This window comes from Puniceibacterium sediminis, from assembly GCF_900188035.1.
Lineage (GTDB): Bacteria > Pseudomonadota > Alphaproteobacteria > Rhodobacterales > Rhodobacteraceae > Puniceibacterium > Puniceibacterium sediminis.
Map to the genome: position 1 here is coordinate 1 of NZ_FZNN01000039.1, position 14,700 is coordinate 14,700.

The following is a 14,700-nucleotide window of genomic DNA, read 5'->3' on the forward strand; positions in this document are numbered from 1 at the left end:
GCGCCGCGACATGGGCGCGTGTCGCCTCGCTGATAGGCACATGTCGCCTGAACGCCGTAAACCCCGAAGCCTATGTCGCCGCCACACTCCGAAAGATCCTCGATCAGCACATGCAGACTGACATCGACACTCTCATGCCATGGAACTTCGGCAAGTAGTAAAACCACAGTGCCATGGGTGATGGACTGCCGCTTACCCTTGGGGGGCGTGGTCCGGCGGATGCTGATCTGCGGGATGCATGTCCATGTGGGGATCGACGACAATACGTTACGCGCCGACCTCATGCGCCAGATGTCCTACTTTCTGCCGCATCTGCTGGCGCTGTCTACCTCCTCTCCTTTCTGGCAGGGCGAGGATACGGGCATGGCCTCTTACAGAATCTCGGTCTTTGACAACCTGCCCCGCACCGGCCTGCCGCCACAGTTTGAATCCTGGGAGGATTATCACCGCTCTGTCGCCGCCCTCACTGATCTGGGGCTGATCGAGGACAGTTCAAAAATCTGGTGGGACCTGCGCCCCTCGCACCAGTTTCCAACGCTTGAGACGCGCATCATGGATGTCCAGCCCCGGCTGGAGCACACGCTGTCACTTGCGGCGCTCAACCAGTGCCTGTTGCGGATGCTGTGGCGCCTGCGTGTCCGTAACCAGCGGTGGAGGATTTATGACCGTTTTCTGATTGGCGAAAACCGTTGGCGGGCGCAGCGCTATGGTGTCACCGAAGGGCTGATCGACTTTGGCCGTGGCGAGATCGTGCCCTGGCCTGAACTGGTCGAGGAACTGGTGACGCTGGTTGAAGAGGATGCCGATGTCCTGGGTTGTCAGGATGAGGTGCAGCGCATGCGCGACATCGTCCGGGGTGGGACTTCTGCGGCCCGGCAACGTGCTGTGCATGAGGCGGCGCAGGCCGGAGGTGCTGGCAACGAAGAAAGGATGCGCGCCGTGGTAGCGCATCTGATCGAAGAGTTTCATACGGATCTGTGACGCGGCACCAGAGCGCACCCCGGGGGCTTGGCCCTTGCATACCTGCGCCAAGACCTGTCACATCTGATAAGCCAAAAGACAACGAGGGGGAGACCGGATGGATTTTGCGCTGAGCGATGAGCAATCCGCGATTTTTGACATGGCCCATGCCTTTGGACAGGAAAAGATCGCACCATATGCGCGCAAGTGGGAAGCCGAGGGCACCATCCCCAAAGATCTCTGGCCACAACTGGCGGGCCTTGGTTTCGGTGGCTTGTATGTGTCCGAAGAAAGCGGCGGTTCGGGCCTGACCCGGCTGGATGCCACGTTGGTCTTTCAGGCATTGTCGATGGCCTGCCCTTCGGTCGCTGCCTTTCTGTCGATCCACAACATGTGCGCCCGGATGATAGACAGTTACGGATCGGACGAGATGAAGGCACGTGTGCTGCCCAAGGTGCTCAGTATGGAGACCGTACTGAGCTATTGCCTGACAGAGCCGGGATCGGGATCGGACGCCGCAGCCCTGCGCACACGCGCCACACGCACAAATGAAGGGTACAGCCTGACAGGAACCAAGGCGTTCATTTCGGGCGGCGGTTATTCCGACGCCTACCTTGTCATGGTGCGCACCGGCGAAGACGGGCCCAGCGGCATCTCGACCATACTTGTCGAGGACGGCACCCCGGGGCTGAGCTTTGGCGGCCTGGAGGACAAGATGGGCTGGCGCGCGCAACCCACCCGGCAAGTGCAGTTCGACGACTGCCCTGTGCCTACCGAAAACCTTATCGGTACCGAAGGCCACGGCTTCAAATACGCCATGGCGGGGCTTGATGGCGGTCGCCTGAACATCGCGGCCTGTTCCTTGGGTGCGGCGCAGAACGGGCTGAACCTGACACTTGCCTACATGGCCGAGCGTAAGGCTTTTGGCAAATCCATCGACCAGTTCCAGGCCTTGCAGTTCCGCCTTGCGGACATGGAGATTGAAATGCAGGCCGCCCGCACGTTCCTGCATCAAGCAGCCTGGAAGCTTGATACCGGCGCACCGGACGCCAGCAAGTTTTGCGCCATGGCCAAAAAATTCGTTACCGAAGTCGGTTCAAGTGTTGTCGATCAGTGCCTGCAGTTACACGGCGGTTATGGCTATCTGGGTGATTACGGAATCGAGAAACTGGTCCGTGATCTGCGCGTTCATCAGATCCTCGAGGGCACCAACGAAATCATGCGCCTGATCGTGGCGCGCGACATGCTCAAGGCGTGACCTCACTGAAAGCGGCAGCGCCATCGCCCATATAGCCCAGAGCATCCCAACGGAGACATAGATGCCCGATCTTTCTATCAGAACCACGGGCCGCGCGGGCCGCATCACCCTGACCCGCGCAAAGGCGCTGAACGCTCTCACTTACGATATGTGTACGCAGATCGAATCCGTCCTACTTGACTGGCGCAGCGATCCTGCGGTCGATCTTGTTGTGATCGATGCCGAAGGCGACCGGGCGTTCTGCGCCGGGGGTGACATTGCGGAACTTTACGCCGCCGGGATGGCGGGTAATTTCACCTATGGCCAGACATTCTGGCACGATGAATACCGCCTGAACGCCCTGATCGCCGAATATCCCAAACCGATTGTCAGCCTGATGCAGGGGTTCACCATGGGCGGCGGCGTCGGGCTGGGCTGTCACGCCTCGCACCGGATCGTCTGCGAAAGCAGCCAGATCGCGATGCCGGAATGCGGCATCGGCCTTGTCCCGGATGTGGGCGGGACTTTCCTTCTGGCGCGCGCGCCCGGGCAGCTTGGCGCCTACCTTGGGTTGACCGCCGCACGGATGGGCCCCGCCGACGCAATCCTTGCAGGTTTCGCAGATATCTACATCCCACAGGACTGCTGGCCCGAGCTTGTCGCCACACTGGAATCCGACGCCGTCATCAACGCTCTCCAACGCGCCAGCCGAGTTCCCCCGCAAGGAGATATGAGCGCCCTTCTGCCCCAGGTAGATGCGCATTTCGCGGGAGAGCACCTGAGCGATGTGGTTGACGCGCTCAGATCCGCTGACACTGCCTTTGCCGCCGACACACTGAAGAAAATCGAACGCAACGCGCCACTCTCCATGGCCTGCACGTTGGAAATCCTGCAACGGCTAAGCCAGGGCACTCCGACCATCCGCACGGCGCTGGAACTGGAATACCGCTTTACCTACCGCGCGCTGGAACAGGGTGATCTGCTCGAAGGGATCCGTGCCGCCATCATAGACAAGGATCGCAAACCTGTCTGGAAACACGCCATCGACGCCGTTCCCCAGACCGACACAACCCGCATGCTACACCCCCTGCAGGGCGCAAAACTTGACTTTCATGAGGAGACACAGCCGTGAACATCGCATTTATCGGACTTGGCAACATGGGCGGCCCGATGGCCACCAATCTCAGTCGCGCGGGACACCATGTCACCGGCTTTGACACGGCCAGCGTAACGGTCGAAGGCGTCACCAACGCCAGTACCGCGACAGAGGCTGCCAGCGGCGCAGATATTGTCATCACAATGCTGCCGAACGGCGCCATACTGCGTTCAGTCGCAAACGGAATCATTCCGGAAATGAAGCCCGGCGCGATCTTTCTGGACTGCTCGACCGTGGATGTGGATAGCGCCCGCTCCGTCGCCGATCAGGCCAACGCCGCAGGTCTATTGCCGCTCGACGCCCCCGTTTCGGGTGGGATCGGTGGCGCGGCAGCAGGCACACTGACCTTTATGGTGGGCGGCTCTGATCACGCCTTCGCCAAGGCTTCGCCGCTGTTCGAAGTCATGGGCCAGAAGGCCGTGCACTGCGGAAAGTCGGGCAACGGTCAGGCGGCCAAGATCTGCAACAACATGATCCTTGGCGTTACCATGATCGCCACCTGCGAAGCCTTTGCCCTAGCTGACAAGCTGGGCCTCGACAGACAGGCGATGTTCGATGTGGTATCGACATCCTCGGGATACAGCTGGTCAATGAACGCCTATTGCCCCGCCCCCGGCATCGGTCCCAAGTCACCCGCCGACAACGGCTATGCCCCGGGCTTTGCCAGCGAACTCATGCTAAAGGACTTGCGCCTGTCCCAACAAGCTGCTGAGGCCGCGGATGCAGACACCCCGATGGGTCAGGCCGCAACCGATCTTTACCAACGCTTTGTCGAGGAAGAGGATGGAAAAGGTAGGGATTTCAGCGCCATGCTGCCAAGGTTCGAGTCCCGTGGGTGGGGTGACGACTAAAAATCTTTCAAAGATTTTTGCGAATTTTCTTATCAAGAAAATTGGCGCGGGTCGTGAGGGCCGCGCCTTGCAAGGCATCTTGTCGCAGCTCGACCGCGTAAGGCTGATTACCTTGGGGATTGGCTAAAAATTCGGTAACCTGAATGTATCGAGTCTTTGGAAAGGACAAAATGATGTTTGCCAAGAATGTCGGAACAATTGACCGAGTTGTGCGGGTTATCCTAGGTCTTGCTCTGCTGGCAGGGTACTTCATGACCAACGGGCCCTACACTTGGGTTTACCTCATCGGGATCATCCCGCTGGCCACGGGGCTTATGGGCACCTGCCCGGTCTATTCACTGTTCGGGGTCAACACTTGCCCAATGAAAAAGTGATCTTTGGGCCGGGCCTAGCGGCGCGGCCTATTCTGCCGCCACCTTGCGAGTTTTCAACATCGGTTTGAGGTAGTGTCCGGAGTGGCTGCGTGGCTCTTCCGCGACCTGTTCCGGTGTTCCAACGGCAACGATCTCTCCACCGCCGTCACCGCCTTCGGGACCGATATCGATCAGCCAATCAGCGGTCTTGATCACATCCAGATTGTGTTCGATCACCACGACAGAATTGCCCTGATCCACCAGTTCATGCAGCACTTCCAATAGCTTGCGCACGTCTTCGAAGTGCAGGCCCGTGGTCGGTTCATCCAGAATATAGAGCGTCCGTCCCGTGGACCGCCGCGCCAACTCCTTGGACAGCTTCACCCGCTGCGCCTCGCCCCCAGACAGGGTCGTCGCCTGCTGGCCGACCTTGATGTAGCCCAGACCGACGTGCATCAGGGCATCCATCTTTTCGCGGATCGACGGCACCGCTTGGAAAAAGCCCTGCGCGTCCTCGACCGTCATATCAAGAACGTCCGCTATGCTCTTGCCCTTGAAGCGAATTTCAAGAGTTTCGCGATTGTAACGCGCGCCTTTGCAGGTCTCACAGGTTACATAGACGTCGGGCAGAAAGTGCATCTCGATCTTGATCACGCCATCGCCCTGACAGGCTTCGCAGCGGCCGCCCTTGACGTTGAAACTGAACCGCCCGGGTTTATAGCCGCGCGCCTTGGCCTCAGGCAGACCGGAAAACCAATCGCGGATCGGGGTGAAGGCCCCGGTGTAAGTGGCTGGGTTTGAACGCGGAGTTCGCCCGATGGGGCGCTGGTCGATGTCGATCACCTTGTCCAGATGCTCGAACCCCTTGATAGTTTCGCAAGGTGCCGGCGTCTCTCGTGCGCCGTTCAGTTTGGTCGCGGCATTCTTGTACAGCGTCTCGATCGTCAGGGTGGATTTGCCGCCGCCCGAAACGCCGGTGACGCAGACGAATTTTCCCAATGGAAATTCGGCAGTGACGTTTTGGAGGTTGTTTCCCGTCGCCCCGACGATCTTCAGCTTTTTACCGTTTCCTTTGCGCCGGGTAGCAGGGACCGAGATTTCGCGTGACCCTGTAAGATACTGACCTGTAATACTATTTGGATCGTCGGCAACTTGCTGTGGCGTGCCGTGGCTCACTACCCGGCCGCCATGCACTCCCGCACCCGGGCCGATGTCGAACACGTAATCCGCCTCGCGGATCGCCTCTTCGTCGTGTTCGACGACGATCACGGTATTGCCCTGATCTCTCAGGTTCTTGAGCGTTCCCAACAGGCGGTCATTGTCGCGCTGATGCAACCCGATGGACGGTTCATCCAGAACATAAAGAACCCCCGTCAGACCTGAACCGATCTGAGAGGCAAGCCGGATTCGCTGGCTTTCGCCCCCCGACAATGTGCCGGAGTTGCGCGAAAGCGTCAGGTATTCCAGCCCGACATTATTAAGGAAACCGACACGTTCGCGGATTTCCTTGAGGATCGCGCGGGCAATTTCGTTCTTCTGCTTGGACAGGGCGTCCGGCACGGTGCCGCACCAGTCATAGGCCTCCTTGATCGACATCCGCACGACCTGACCGATGTGCTGACCGCCGATCTTGACCGCCAGCGCCTCTTGCTTGAGCCGGTAGCCGTGACAAGTGCCGCAGGGCTGATTGTTCTGGTAGCGTTCAAATTCCTCACGGATCCAGTTGCTGTCCGTTTCGCGATAGCGGCGTTCCATGTTGGGAATGACGCCTTCGAACACGCGGCTGACCTGGTAGACGCGGCCGCCTTCGTCATAACGGAACTGGATTTCCTCTTCCCCGGATCCGCGCAGGAACACCTGCTGGACGTTGTCAGGCAGGTCCTTCCACTTGGCGCTGGGGCTGAAACCGTAATGTTTCGCAATGGCTTGGATGGTCTGGGTAAAGTACGGCGACTTGCCCTTGCGCCATGGCGCCAGCGCGCCGTCCCCGATTTTCAGATCCGCGTCCGGCACCACCAGACGTTCGTCGAAAAACAGCTCCATGCCCAACCCGTCACAGTCCGGACAGGCCCCATAGGGTGCGTTGAACGAAAACAGCCGCGGTTCGATTTCGGGGATGGTGAACCCACTGACCGGACAGGCGAAATTCTCTGAAAACGTGATGCGCTCGGCTTCGCCCTCACTCGGAGCGGTCTCAAGGATCGCGATGCCCGATGCAAGGTCCAGCGCCGTGCGGAAGGAATCCGCCAGACGCGTTTCAAGCCCTTCCTTCACCACGAGCCGATCAACCACCACGTCGATGTCATGGCGGAATTTCTTGTCCAGCGTCGGCGGTTCGTCCAACTCATAGAACTCACCGTCCACCTTGACCCGCTGAAAACCCTGCTTGCGCAGTTCGAGAAATTCCTTGCGGTATTCACCCTTACGGTCCCGCACGATGGGGGCAAGCAGATAGGCACGCGTGCCCTGCTCCATGTCCATCACGCGGTCGACCATGTCCTGCACCTGCTGCGCTTCGATCGGAAGGCCGGTAGCGGGGCTATAGGGCGTTCCCGCACGGGCGAACAACAGGCGCAGATAGTCATAGATCTCGGTTACTGTGCCCACGGTGGACCGCGGGTTCTTTGATGTCGTTTTCTGCTCGATGGAAATCGCCGGGCTCAGGCCGCTGATGTGATCCACATCCGGCTTTTCCATCATGTCCAGAAACTGGCGCGCGTAGGCAGACAACGATTCGACATAGCGGCGCTGACCCTCGGCATAGATCGTGTCGAAGGCCAGAGAGGATTTACCCGAGCCGGAAAGCCCCGTGATCACAACCAGTTGGTCGCGCGGGATATCCACATCGATGTTCTTGAGGTTATGTTCGCGCGCACCGCGCACCTCTATATACTTCTGCTCGGCCATGAGCCCCCCGATCTGCAACGGTTAAGACATAGTTCACGTCAGCGGTTTCGCCAACTCAAAATTGAGAACGCAACAAGAACATACCTTGTTCCATTCGGTACCCGCCACCGGACGCTCCTACGCGGTCAGCTAAGGCCTGATATCTGCGCCAAAGTCGTTCGGACGCGCCCGAGATGACCCAATCCCGTTACAACACACCGGACCAGATTGCCGCGCGTGCAGCTGTCATATCGGTGCTTGGTCTGTCTGCGTCAATGTCTGGGGCCGCAACGCATGATCGGTACCTGCGACTCTCCCCTTGGCGGCGGGCTTTCCATGCACCATATTCAAAAGATGCTCAAATTCTCTCCGATCCTTCTGGCGATCCTTTACGCTCTGGTGATGTACCGGTTTTCGACCTGGCGTACGGGGCGCGAACTGGATGCACGCTCGACCGAACTGGCCGATCCCCGGCTCAAGCGGCTGACAGACCGGATGGCGGCGGCGCTGAATCTGGATCGTATCCGCGTGAACATCTACGAGATCGACCCGGTGAACGGACTGGCCGCCCCTGACGGGCGGATCTTCATCACCCGGGGTTTTTACCGCAAATACCAGAATGGCGAGGTTTCAGCAGAAGAGCTTGCCTCGGTCATCGCGCATGAGATGGGGCATGTGGCGCTGGGACATTCGCGGCGGCGGATGATCGACTTTTCCGGTCAGAATGCGCTGCGCACCGCAATCATCGTGCTGCTGAACCGCTTCTTGCCGGGGGTCGGCTTGATGGTGGCGAATGCGGTGACCTCCTTGCTGGCCGCCAAACTGTCGCGTTCGGACGAATACGAGGCGGATGCCTATGCCGCCGCGCTGCTGACCAAGGCCAACATAGGTGTCGCGCCGCAGAAGTCGCTGTTTCACAAGCTTGAGGCGCTGACACAGTCCCGCGCGGGCGCGGCCCCTGCATGGCTGCTGAGCCATCCCAAGACAGAAGAACGGATTGCCGCGATCGAGGCGCTCGAGGCGCGCTGGACGCCCGTGACCTGATCGCCTGAAGGTATGCTGACAGGAATCCCAGTAGCCCTCAGCACCCGCGATCAAGCCAGAACCTGAAACTCCGCCTCTGCCCGGTCCCGCCCGTTCACTTGTATCCAAAGCTTGTGCGTTCCGGCATGCCAGCGGAACGTGGTCGCATCGCCCTTCAGCAGATGGGATTTGCGCAACACGACCTTCTCTCTGGGCTTGATCCGTGCCTTGCCCAACTTGAACACCTTCTCGCCGATCTTTCCACCCGGGCGGGCGAACTGAATGCGGTAGTCCACCAGCACCTGGGTATCGGCCTTTGCCGCGACGGTGACAGCGAATTCCAGCCTTTCTCCGACACGGACCTGCGGCGTCTCCAGCGCAAGCTCGACCCCCAGATCCATAGCGTCGCCATACCCAAGCAGCGCCAGCGCACCGGGTTCCCCGCGCTTGACGGCAGTGCGCAGGGCGTGGCGGGTCATCCAATCCAACTCCTTCGGATCCTGCTGGCCCAAACCCGCCCAATCCGCTAGCCGCCCAGTCACCGCATCCGGTACAACCTTGGAAATATCGTTAAGATGGTTGGCCACCGACCGGGTCACATAGCGTGTCCTGTCGCCATGTAACTGGTCCAGAAATTCCAACGGCACCAAAGGGTCCAGCGTGATGTTGCGCGCCCAAGGCAGTCGCGGCCGCGTGCCTTCGCTCACCAGACGGCGGACATGGTAATTGTCGTCCCGCACCCATAGCCGCAGCCGATCCAGCGTTCGCTCGGGCCAGCGGTTCAGGAAGGGGCGGATGTAGAATTCCATCGAAAACCGCTGCGTGGCGCGGTGGATGAGAGCCAGCGCCCGATCAGGGTGATCTTCCAACCCGTGGCGCACGGCAAGAATACCGGGTACCGCATGGATGAACTGGCCAAAATCGTCATCGCACAGCGACGGATCAAGCGCGGGTGGCATCGCCGCTTCAATCGCCTCGGCCATGGCGTGGAAATCCTGCGGCAGCTGGACTGCGATGCAATCAGCCAGCCAGTCAAGCCGCTCGAGCAGGCCGCGGCCGGGCAGGCCCGCCAAGGCCTGCGCCGTAAAGGCATCACCATCAAAACCCGGCAGAACGCCATATTCGCGACCCAGCTGCCCGACGGTACGGGCGTTGAACAACTGATCCGCCAGCGAATAGCCGGAACCGCCGCCCTTGCCATCAGGTCCCCGCGCCATGGTCAGATCGTCGAATTGAACGCGCCACCGTCAAGCGAGATATTCTGCCCGACGATGAAACCGGCATGCTGCGAACAGAGAAAGGCGCATGTGGCGCCAAATTCCCCTGCCGTGCCATAGCGGCGCACTGGGATCGTCGCAGCACGGCTTGCGCTGGCCTGTTCCAGCGTCAGCCCCTCACGCTCGGCCACACCCGTGTCCAGAGAAATCGCGCGGTCGGTGGCGTGGATCCCCGGCAGCAGGTTGTTGATCGTTACACCGCTGGGTGCCACCTGCCGCGATGTGCCCGCGACATACCCCGTCAGCCCCGCACGGGCGGAATTCGACAGACCCAGCACCCCGATGGGCGATTTGACCGACTGCGAGGTGATGTTAACCACCCTACCCCAGCCGCGCTCCATCATGCCCGGCACCAGCGCCTTCATCAGCGCAATCGGGGTCAGCATGTTGCCATCCAGCGCTTTGATGAAATCCTCGCGCTCCCAATCCGACCACAGCCCGGGGGGCGGACCGCCTGCGTTGGTCACAAGGATGTCCACATCGCCAGCCGCCTCAAGCACCCGGGCGCGACCTTCTTCGGACACGATATCCGCCGCCACGGTGGTCACCGACACACCGTATGCACGCAGTTCCTTTGCCGTCACCTCAAGCGCCTCTGCGCCCCGTGCATTCAGCACCAGATCGACCCCGGCGCGTGCCAGTGCCTCTGCGCAACCACGCCCCAAGCCCTTGCTCGATGCCGTCACAAGCGCCCGTTTTCCCGAGATTCCCAGATCCATCTGCACATCCTTTGCCTGCTGTTTCCCGCCGGTCCGGTTATCACCAGTGGCGGGCAAATCCGATACATATGCTCCGTGCATACAACGGCGCCATCCGGGGCGAAAGTGCCGCGCGCCCAAACCGGGGATTGATGTTCGAAGGTCATGCCAGGCGGCGATGCGATCCGCCTTATCAGCGTCGCATAACCACAGGTTTCCGACCCCGCCCCGCGCCCCGATGGCTTCCCCCATCCGGTCATCTCAACGCAGTCTCCTGTCCTTGCCAACCTCTGCGCGCGGCCCTATACGCCCGCTCATGCCCGATACACTCGCCCCCACACCGTCAAACCGCCCCGACCTGCCGACGGAAATCGCCCGTCGCCGGACATTTGCGATCATTTCGCACCCGGACGCGGGCAAGACGACGCTGACGGAAAAATTCCTGCTGTACGGCGGGGCGATCCAGATGGCCGGACAGGTCCGCGCCAAGGGCGAGGCGCGCCGGACCCGATCCGACTTCATGCAGATGGAAAAGGACCGTGGTATCTCGGTCTCGGCCTCTGCCATGTCGTTCGATTACAAGAAATTCCGCTTCAATCTGGTGGACACCCCCGGCCACTCGGACTTTTCCGAAGACACCTACCGTACCCTGACGGCGGTGGATGCAGCCGTGATGGTTATCGACGGCGCCAAGGGCGTGGAAAGCCAGACACAGAAGCTGTTCGAGGTCTGCCGCCTGCGCGACCTGCCGATCCTGACCTTCTGCAACAAGATGGACCGCGAAGCGCGCGACACCTTTGATATCATCGACGAGATTCAGGAAAATCTGGCCATCGACGTGACCCCGGCCAGCTGGCCCATCGGCATGGGGCGCGAGTTCCTTGGTTGCTACGACATGCTGCGCGACCGGCTGGAACTGATGGACCGCGCCGACCGCAACAAGGTCGCCGAGACGATCGAAATGAACGGCCTTGACGATCCGCTGCTGGACAAACACGTGCCGGCCGAACAGCTTGCCAAGCTGCGCGAAGAGGTCGAGATGGCCCGCGAACTGCTGCCTGCCCTCGACCCGCAGTCGGTGCTTGAAGGGCATATGACCCCGATCTGGTTCGGCTCTGCGATCAATTCGTTTGGCGTCAAGGAGTTGATGGACGGCATCGGCACCTATGGTCCCGAACCACAGATCCAGAACGCCACCCCGCGCAAGATTGCCCCCGAAGAAGAAAAGGTCACCGGCTTTGTCTTCAAGGTGCAGGCCAACATGGACCCCAAGCACCGCGACCGCGTGGCCTTTGTCCGCCTCGCCTCGGGACACTTCCATCGTGGCATGAAGCTGACGCACGTCCGCTCCAAGAAACAGATGGCAATCACCAACCCGGTGCTGTTCCTTGCCGCTGATCGCGAGCTGGCCGAAGAAGCCTGGGCCGGCGACATCATCGGCATTCCCAACCACGGCCAATTGCGCATCGGCGACACCCTGACCGAAGGCGAGGCGCTGCGCGTCTCGGGCATCCCCTCGTTCGCGCCCGAACTGCTGCAAACGGTGCGCGCGGGCGATCCGATGAAGGCAAAGCATCTGGAAAAGGCCCTGATGCAATTCGCCGAAGAAGGTGCCGCCAAGGTGTTCAAACCGGCGTTTGGGTCGGGTTTCATTGTCGGCGTCGTCGGCGCCCTGCAATTCGAGGTGTTGGGCAGCCGGATCGAGCTGGAATACGGTCTTCCGGTCCGCTTTGAAGGCTCGCAGTTCACATCGGCCCGCTGGGTTCACGGCCCACAAGACAAGGTCGATGCCTTCATTGCCGCCAATAAGCAGCACATCGGACACGACAACGATGGCGACGTGGTCTATCTGACCCGGCTGCAATGGGACATTGATCGCGTGGCCCGGGACTATCCAGATATCACCTTGTCCTCGACCAAGGAAATGATGGTCTAGGTGCCCCCCTTCTGCACGCAGTTGAGCAGCCGACTACGGTGCCCATTGCGTGTCAATACGAAAATATGTGGTAAAAGCCGCAGAACTGCCCGTCTTCACCCATTGAAAACCCCACCGATATTGACCCCGAAACTTCTTTTCGGTACAAGCCGCGCGTGGGTCGCAGATGTGGATAACCACAAGGTCGTACGGGCCTGACACACGCACCAGAGGTACGGGCCATATTGCGTCCGTAAATACCGGATACATATGACAAAATTCTCTGATCTGAACCTGAACCCCAAGGTTTTGAAAGCCATCGAAGAAGCTGGCTATGAAACCCCCACCCCCATTCAGGCCGGCGCCATTCCACCGGCCCTCGAAGGGCGCGACGTTCTGGGCATCGCCCAGACAGGTACAGGCAAGACCGCCTCTTTCACCCTGCCCATGATCACAATGCTGGCCCGCGGGCGCGCACGCGCGCGGATGCCGCGGTCGCTGGTGCTCTGCCCGACGCGGGAACTCGCCGCGCAGGTTGCGGAAAATTTCGACACCTACGCCAAGCACGTAAAGCTGACCAAGGCGCTTCTGATTGGCGGCGTCAGCTTCAAAGAGCAGGACATGCTGATCGACAAGGGCGTCGATGTCCTGATCGCCACGCCGGGCCGCCTGCTTGACCATTTCGAACGTGGCAAGCTGATCCTGTCCGACGTCAAGGTGATGGTGGTGGACGAAGCCGACCGGATGCTCGACATGGGGTTCATTCCCGATATCGAAAAGATCTTTGGCCTCACGCCCTTCACCCGCCAGACGCTGTTCTTTTCGGCCACCATGGCACCCGAGATCGAGCGGATCACCAACACCTTCCTGTCCAACCCCGCCCGGATCGAAGTGGCCCGTCAGGCATCCGCCTCCGAGACCATCGAACAGGGCGTGGTGATGTTGAAGGCCTCGCGCAAGGATCGCGAAGCCAGCGAAAAGCGGCAGGTCCTGCGTGGCATGATCGACGCCGAAGGCGAAAAATGCACCAATGCCATCATCTTCTGCAACCGCAAGATGGATGTGGATATGGTCGCCAAGTCGCTGAAAAAGTATGGCTACGACGCGGCCCCGATCCACGGCGATCTGGACCAGTCACAACGCACGCGTACGCTTGACGGGTTCCGCAACGGCGAATTGCGCTTCCTTGTCGCTTCTGATGTGGCAGCCCGCGGGCTGGACGTGCCAAGCGTTAGCCACGTGTTCAACTTTGATGTACCCAGCCATGCCGAAGATTACGTCCACCGTATCGGCCGCACGGGCCGCGCCGGGCGCGAAGGCAAGGCGATGATGATCTGTGTGTCGAAGGACGAAAAGAACCTCGACGCCATCGAAAAGCTTCTGCAAAAGCCGATCCCGCGTCTTGAATCGCCACTAAAGGCCCCGCCCGCCGGGGACGAGGTCGATGCCGCTATGGAAACAGATGCCGAGCCCAAGCCGCGCCGGACACGCAGCCGGACGCGCAACAAGCCCGAAGCTGTAAAAGAGGCACCGCAAGAGGTTGCACCGGAAACGGTCGTAGCCGAAGTGGCCCCCGCGCCGCAGGCCCGGACGGAATCAGCCAGAACAGAAGCGCCCAGAGAGGCACGTCAAGAGCCCCGCCGCGACCCCACTCCAACTGATCGGGGTGATCGGGGCGATCGCGACCGCAATCATGGTGGTCATTACCAGCGCGGCCGCGGGTCGGACAACAAGGTCGTCGGTATGGGCGACCACATGCCCAGCTTCATCGCTCTTAGCTTCGACGAGCGCCGCGCAGGCTGAGGGGGTCCGGCTCTAACTCCTGCGAGTATTGCGTGGAACGAATGACGTAATCGGAAGACTGGACCTGTCGCGGTTTGATGCCGCTCCTTTGATAGCATTTACTGCAGCAAAGGAGACTGACTATGGGGCTGAAACGGACGGACGAATTCGGACAAGATGCTGGGCGGATCGCGCTGTCGAGTGGGCTTACGCGCAAACAGGTGGCTGATAACCTTGGTGTCGGTGACCTGCCCTCCGCCGGTCCTTCGTTCATAACGAGAGTCTGCTGGTTTCAGACTGGTGGTGTGGTTGGTCGGTTTGGGCAAGCGCGCCGGGCGCGGAGCCGTCAAATTGCTCAAGCGTCCGGCGCGCTTCGAGCGGCGTGTGGTTCCCGAGCGATGAGTGTGGCCTGACGGCGTTATGATCGTAGCGCCCAAGGGCAAGCTTGCGGCGGGCATCGTCCAAGGGGCATTGTTGCAGAACTCACGCCTGAGGCATGACTTCCCCTTACCCCGCTGGCGTTATGCCACGCGAATGATCTCGGCAGTGCCGAGGGCATTGA

At 60.5% G+C, this 14,700-nt stretch carries 11 protein-coding genes and 2 pseudogenes; 9 read left to right on the forward strand and 4 right to left on the reverse strand.

Annotation, left to right across the window (positions count from 1 at the left end; translation table 11 throughout):
• From CHB75_RS20590 to CHB75_RS20615, 6 genes and pseudogenes are all read left to right on the forward strand, one after another.
• Window positions 1-158, forward strand: a 158-nt coding sequence (locus tag CHB75_RS20590) for a transposase domain-containing protein (protein ID WP_141135057.1), incomplete at its 5' end; no start/stop codon positions are given.
• A 40-nt stretch (window positions 159-198) separates the two neighbouring features.
• Window positions 199-981 (forward strand): annotated as a pseudogene (locus CHB75_RS20595) (YbdK family carboxylate-amine ligase); the annotation flags it as partial.
• A 97-nt stretch (window positions 982-1,078) separates the two neighbouring features.
• On the forward strand, window positions 1,079-2,218 hold the full coding sequence (locus CHB75_RS20600; protein ID WP_089273985.1) for an acyl-CoA dehydrogenase family protein: 1,140 nt from the start codon (window positions 1,079-1,081) through the stop codon (window positions 2,216-2,218).
• Window positions 2,219-2,279: 61 nt separating this feature from the next.
• Window positions 2,280-3,329: an enoyl-CoA hydratase/isomerase family protein gene (locus CHB75_RS20605; protein WP_089273987.1), complete on the forward strand. Its 1,050-nt coding sequence runs from the start codon at window positions 2,280-2,282 to the stop codon at window positions 3,327-3,329.
• Window positions 3,326-4,204 (forward strand): 3-hydroxyisobutyrate dehydrogenase, encoded by an 879-nt coding sequence (gene mmsB / locus CHB75_RS20610; protein ID WP_089273989.1) that lies wholly within the window; start codon window positions 3,326-3,328, stop codon window positions 4,202-4,204. The genes CHB75_RS20605 and mmsB overlap by 4 nt, the downstream gene beginning before the upstream one ends.
• A 173-nt stretch (window positions 4,205-4,377) precedes the next feature.
• A complete protein-coding gene (locus CHB75_RS20615) occupies window positions 4,378-4,578 on the forward strand; it encodes a YgaP family membrane protein (RefSeq protein WP_089273991.1) in 201 nt (66 codons plus the stop codon).
• A 27-nt stretch (window positions 4,579-4,605) separates the two neighbouring features.
• On the opposite strand, the gene uvrA is transcribed toward CHB75_RS20615, so the two are convergent.
• Window positions 4,606-7,464 (reverse strand): excinuclease ABC subunit UvrA, encoded by a 2,859-nt coding sequence (gene uvrA, locus CHB75_RS20620; protein WP_089273993.1) that lies wholly within the window; start codon window positions 7,462-7,464, stop codon window positions 4,606-4,608.
• Window positions 7,465-7,797: 333 nt separating this feature from the next.
• Between uvrA and CHB75_RS20625 the strand changes: the two genes are divergently transcribed.
• Window positions 7,798-8,487, forward strand: coding sequence for a M48 family metalloprotease (locus CHB75_RS20625; protein WP_089274001.1), 690 nt, complete (start codon window positions 7,798-7,800; stop codon window positions 8,485-8,487).
• A gap of 50 nt (window positions 8,488-8,537) precedes the next feature.
• Here the strand turns inward: CHB75_RS20625 and CHB75_RS20630 are convergent, their stop codons facing one another.
• Together CHB75_RS20630 and CHB75_RS20635 are read right to left on the reverse strand one after the other, a co-directional pair.
• The gene (locus tag CHB75_RS20630) at window positions 8,538-9,683 is read right to left on the reverse strand and encodes a hypothetical protein (RefSeq protein WP_089273995.1); all 1,146 of its coding nucleotides are present in this window, start codon (window positions 9,681-9,683) and stop codon (window positions 8,538-8,540) included.
• Window positions 9,684-9,685: 2 nt separating this feature from the next.
• Window positions 9,686-10,462, reverse strand: coding sequence for an SDR family oxidoreductase (locus CHB75_RS20635; protein ID WP_089274003.1), 777 nt, complete (start codon window positions 10,460-10,462; stop codon window positions 9,686-9,688).
• 295 nt (window positions 10,463-10,757) lie between these two features.
• Between CHB75_RS20635 and CHB75_RS20640 the strand changes: the two genes are divergently transcribed.
• Complete coding sequence (locus CHB75_RS20640; RefSeq protein WP_089273997.1) at window positions 10,758-12,377, forward strand: peptide chain release factor 3; 1,620 nt, start codon at window positions 10,758-10,760, stop codon at window positions 12,375-12,377.
• Between the two features lie 249 nt (window positions 12,378-12,626).
• Window positions 12,627-14,159, forward strand: a complete 1,533-nt coding sequence (locus CHB75_RS20645) for a DEAD/DEAH box helicase (protein WP_089273999.1) — start codon at window positions 12,627-12,629, stop codon at window positions 14,157-14,159.
• A gap of 249 nt (window positions 14,160-14,408) precedes the next feature.
• Here the strand turns inward: CHB75_RS20645 and CHB75_RS20650 are convergent.
• Window positions 14,409-14,603 (reverse strand): annotated as a pseudogene (locus tag CHB75_RS20650) (integrase core domain-containing protein); the annotation flags it as partial.
• Between the last annotated feature and the right edge of the window lie 97 nt (window positions 14,604-14,700).

Excerpts from the sequence above, each read along its gene's own strand:
- CHB75_RS20600 (WP_089273985.1), top strand. The coding sequence starts at position 1,079 with ATGGATTTTGCGCTGAGCGATGAGCAATCCGCGATTTTTGACATGGCC.
- CHB75_RS20605 (WP_089273987.1), top strand. The coding sequence starts at position 2,280 with ATGCCCGATCTTTCTATCAGAACCACGGGCCGCGCGGGCCGCATCACC.
- CHB75_RS20615 (WP_089273991.1), top strand. The coding sequence starts at position 4,378 with ATGTTTGCCAAGAATGTCGGAACAATTGACCGAGTTGTGCGGGTTATC.
- uvrA (WP_089273993.1), bottom strand. The coding sequence starts at position 7,464 with ATGGCCGAGCAGAAGTATATAGAGGTGCGCGGTGCGCGCGAACATAAC.
- CHB75_RS20625 (WP_089274001.1), top strand. The coding sequence starts at position 7,798 with ATGCTCAAATTCTCTCCGATCCTTCTGGCGATCCTTTACGCTCTGGTG.
- CHB75_RS20630 (WP_089273995.1), bottom strand. The coding sequence starts at position 9,683 with ATGGCGCGGGGACCTGATGGCAAGGGCGGCGGTTCCGGCTATTCGCTG.
- CHB75_RS20635 (WP_089274003.1), bottom strand. The coding sequence starts at position 10,462 with ATGGATCTGGGAATCTCGGGAAAACGGGCGCTTGTGACGGCATCGAGC.
- CHB75_RS20640 (WP_089273997.1), top strand. The coding sequence starts at position 10,758 with ATGCCCGATACACTCGCCCCCACACCGTCAAACCGCCCCGACCTGCCG.
- CHB75_RS20645 (WP_089273999.1), top strand. The coding sequence starts at position 12,627 with ATGACAAAATTCTCTGATCTGAACCTGAACCCCAAGGTTTTGAAAGCC.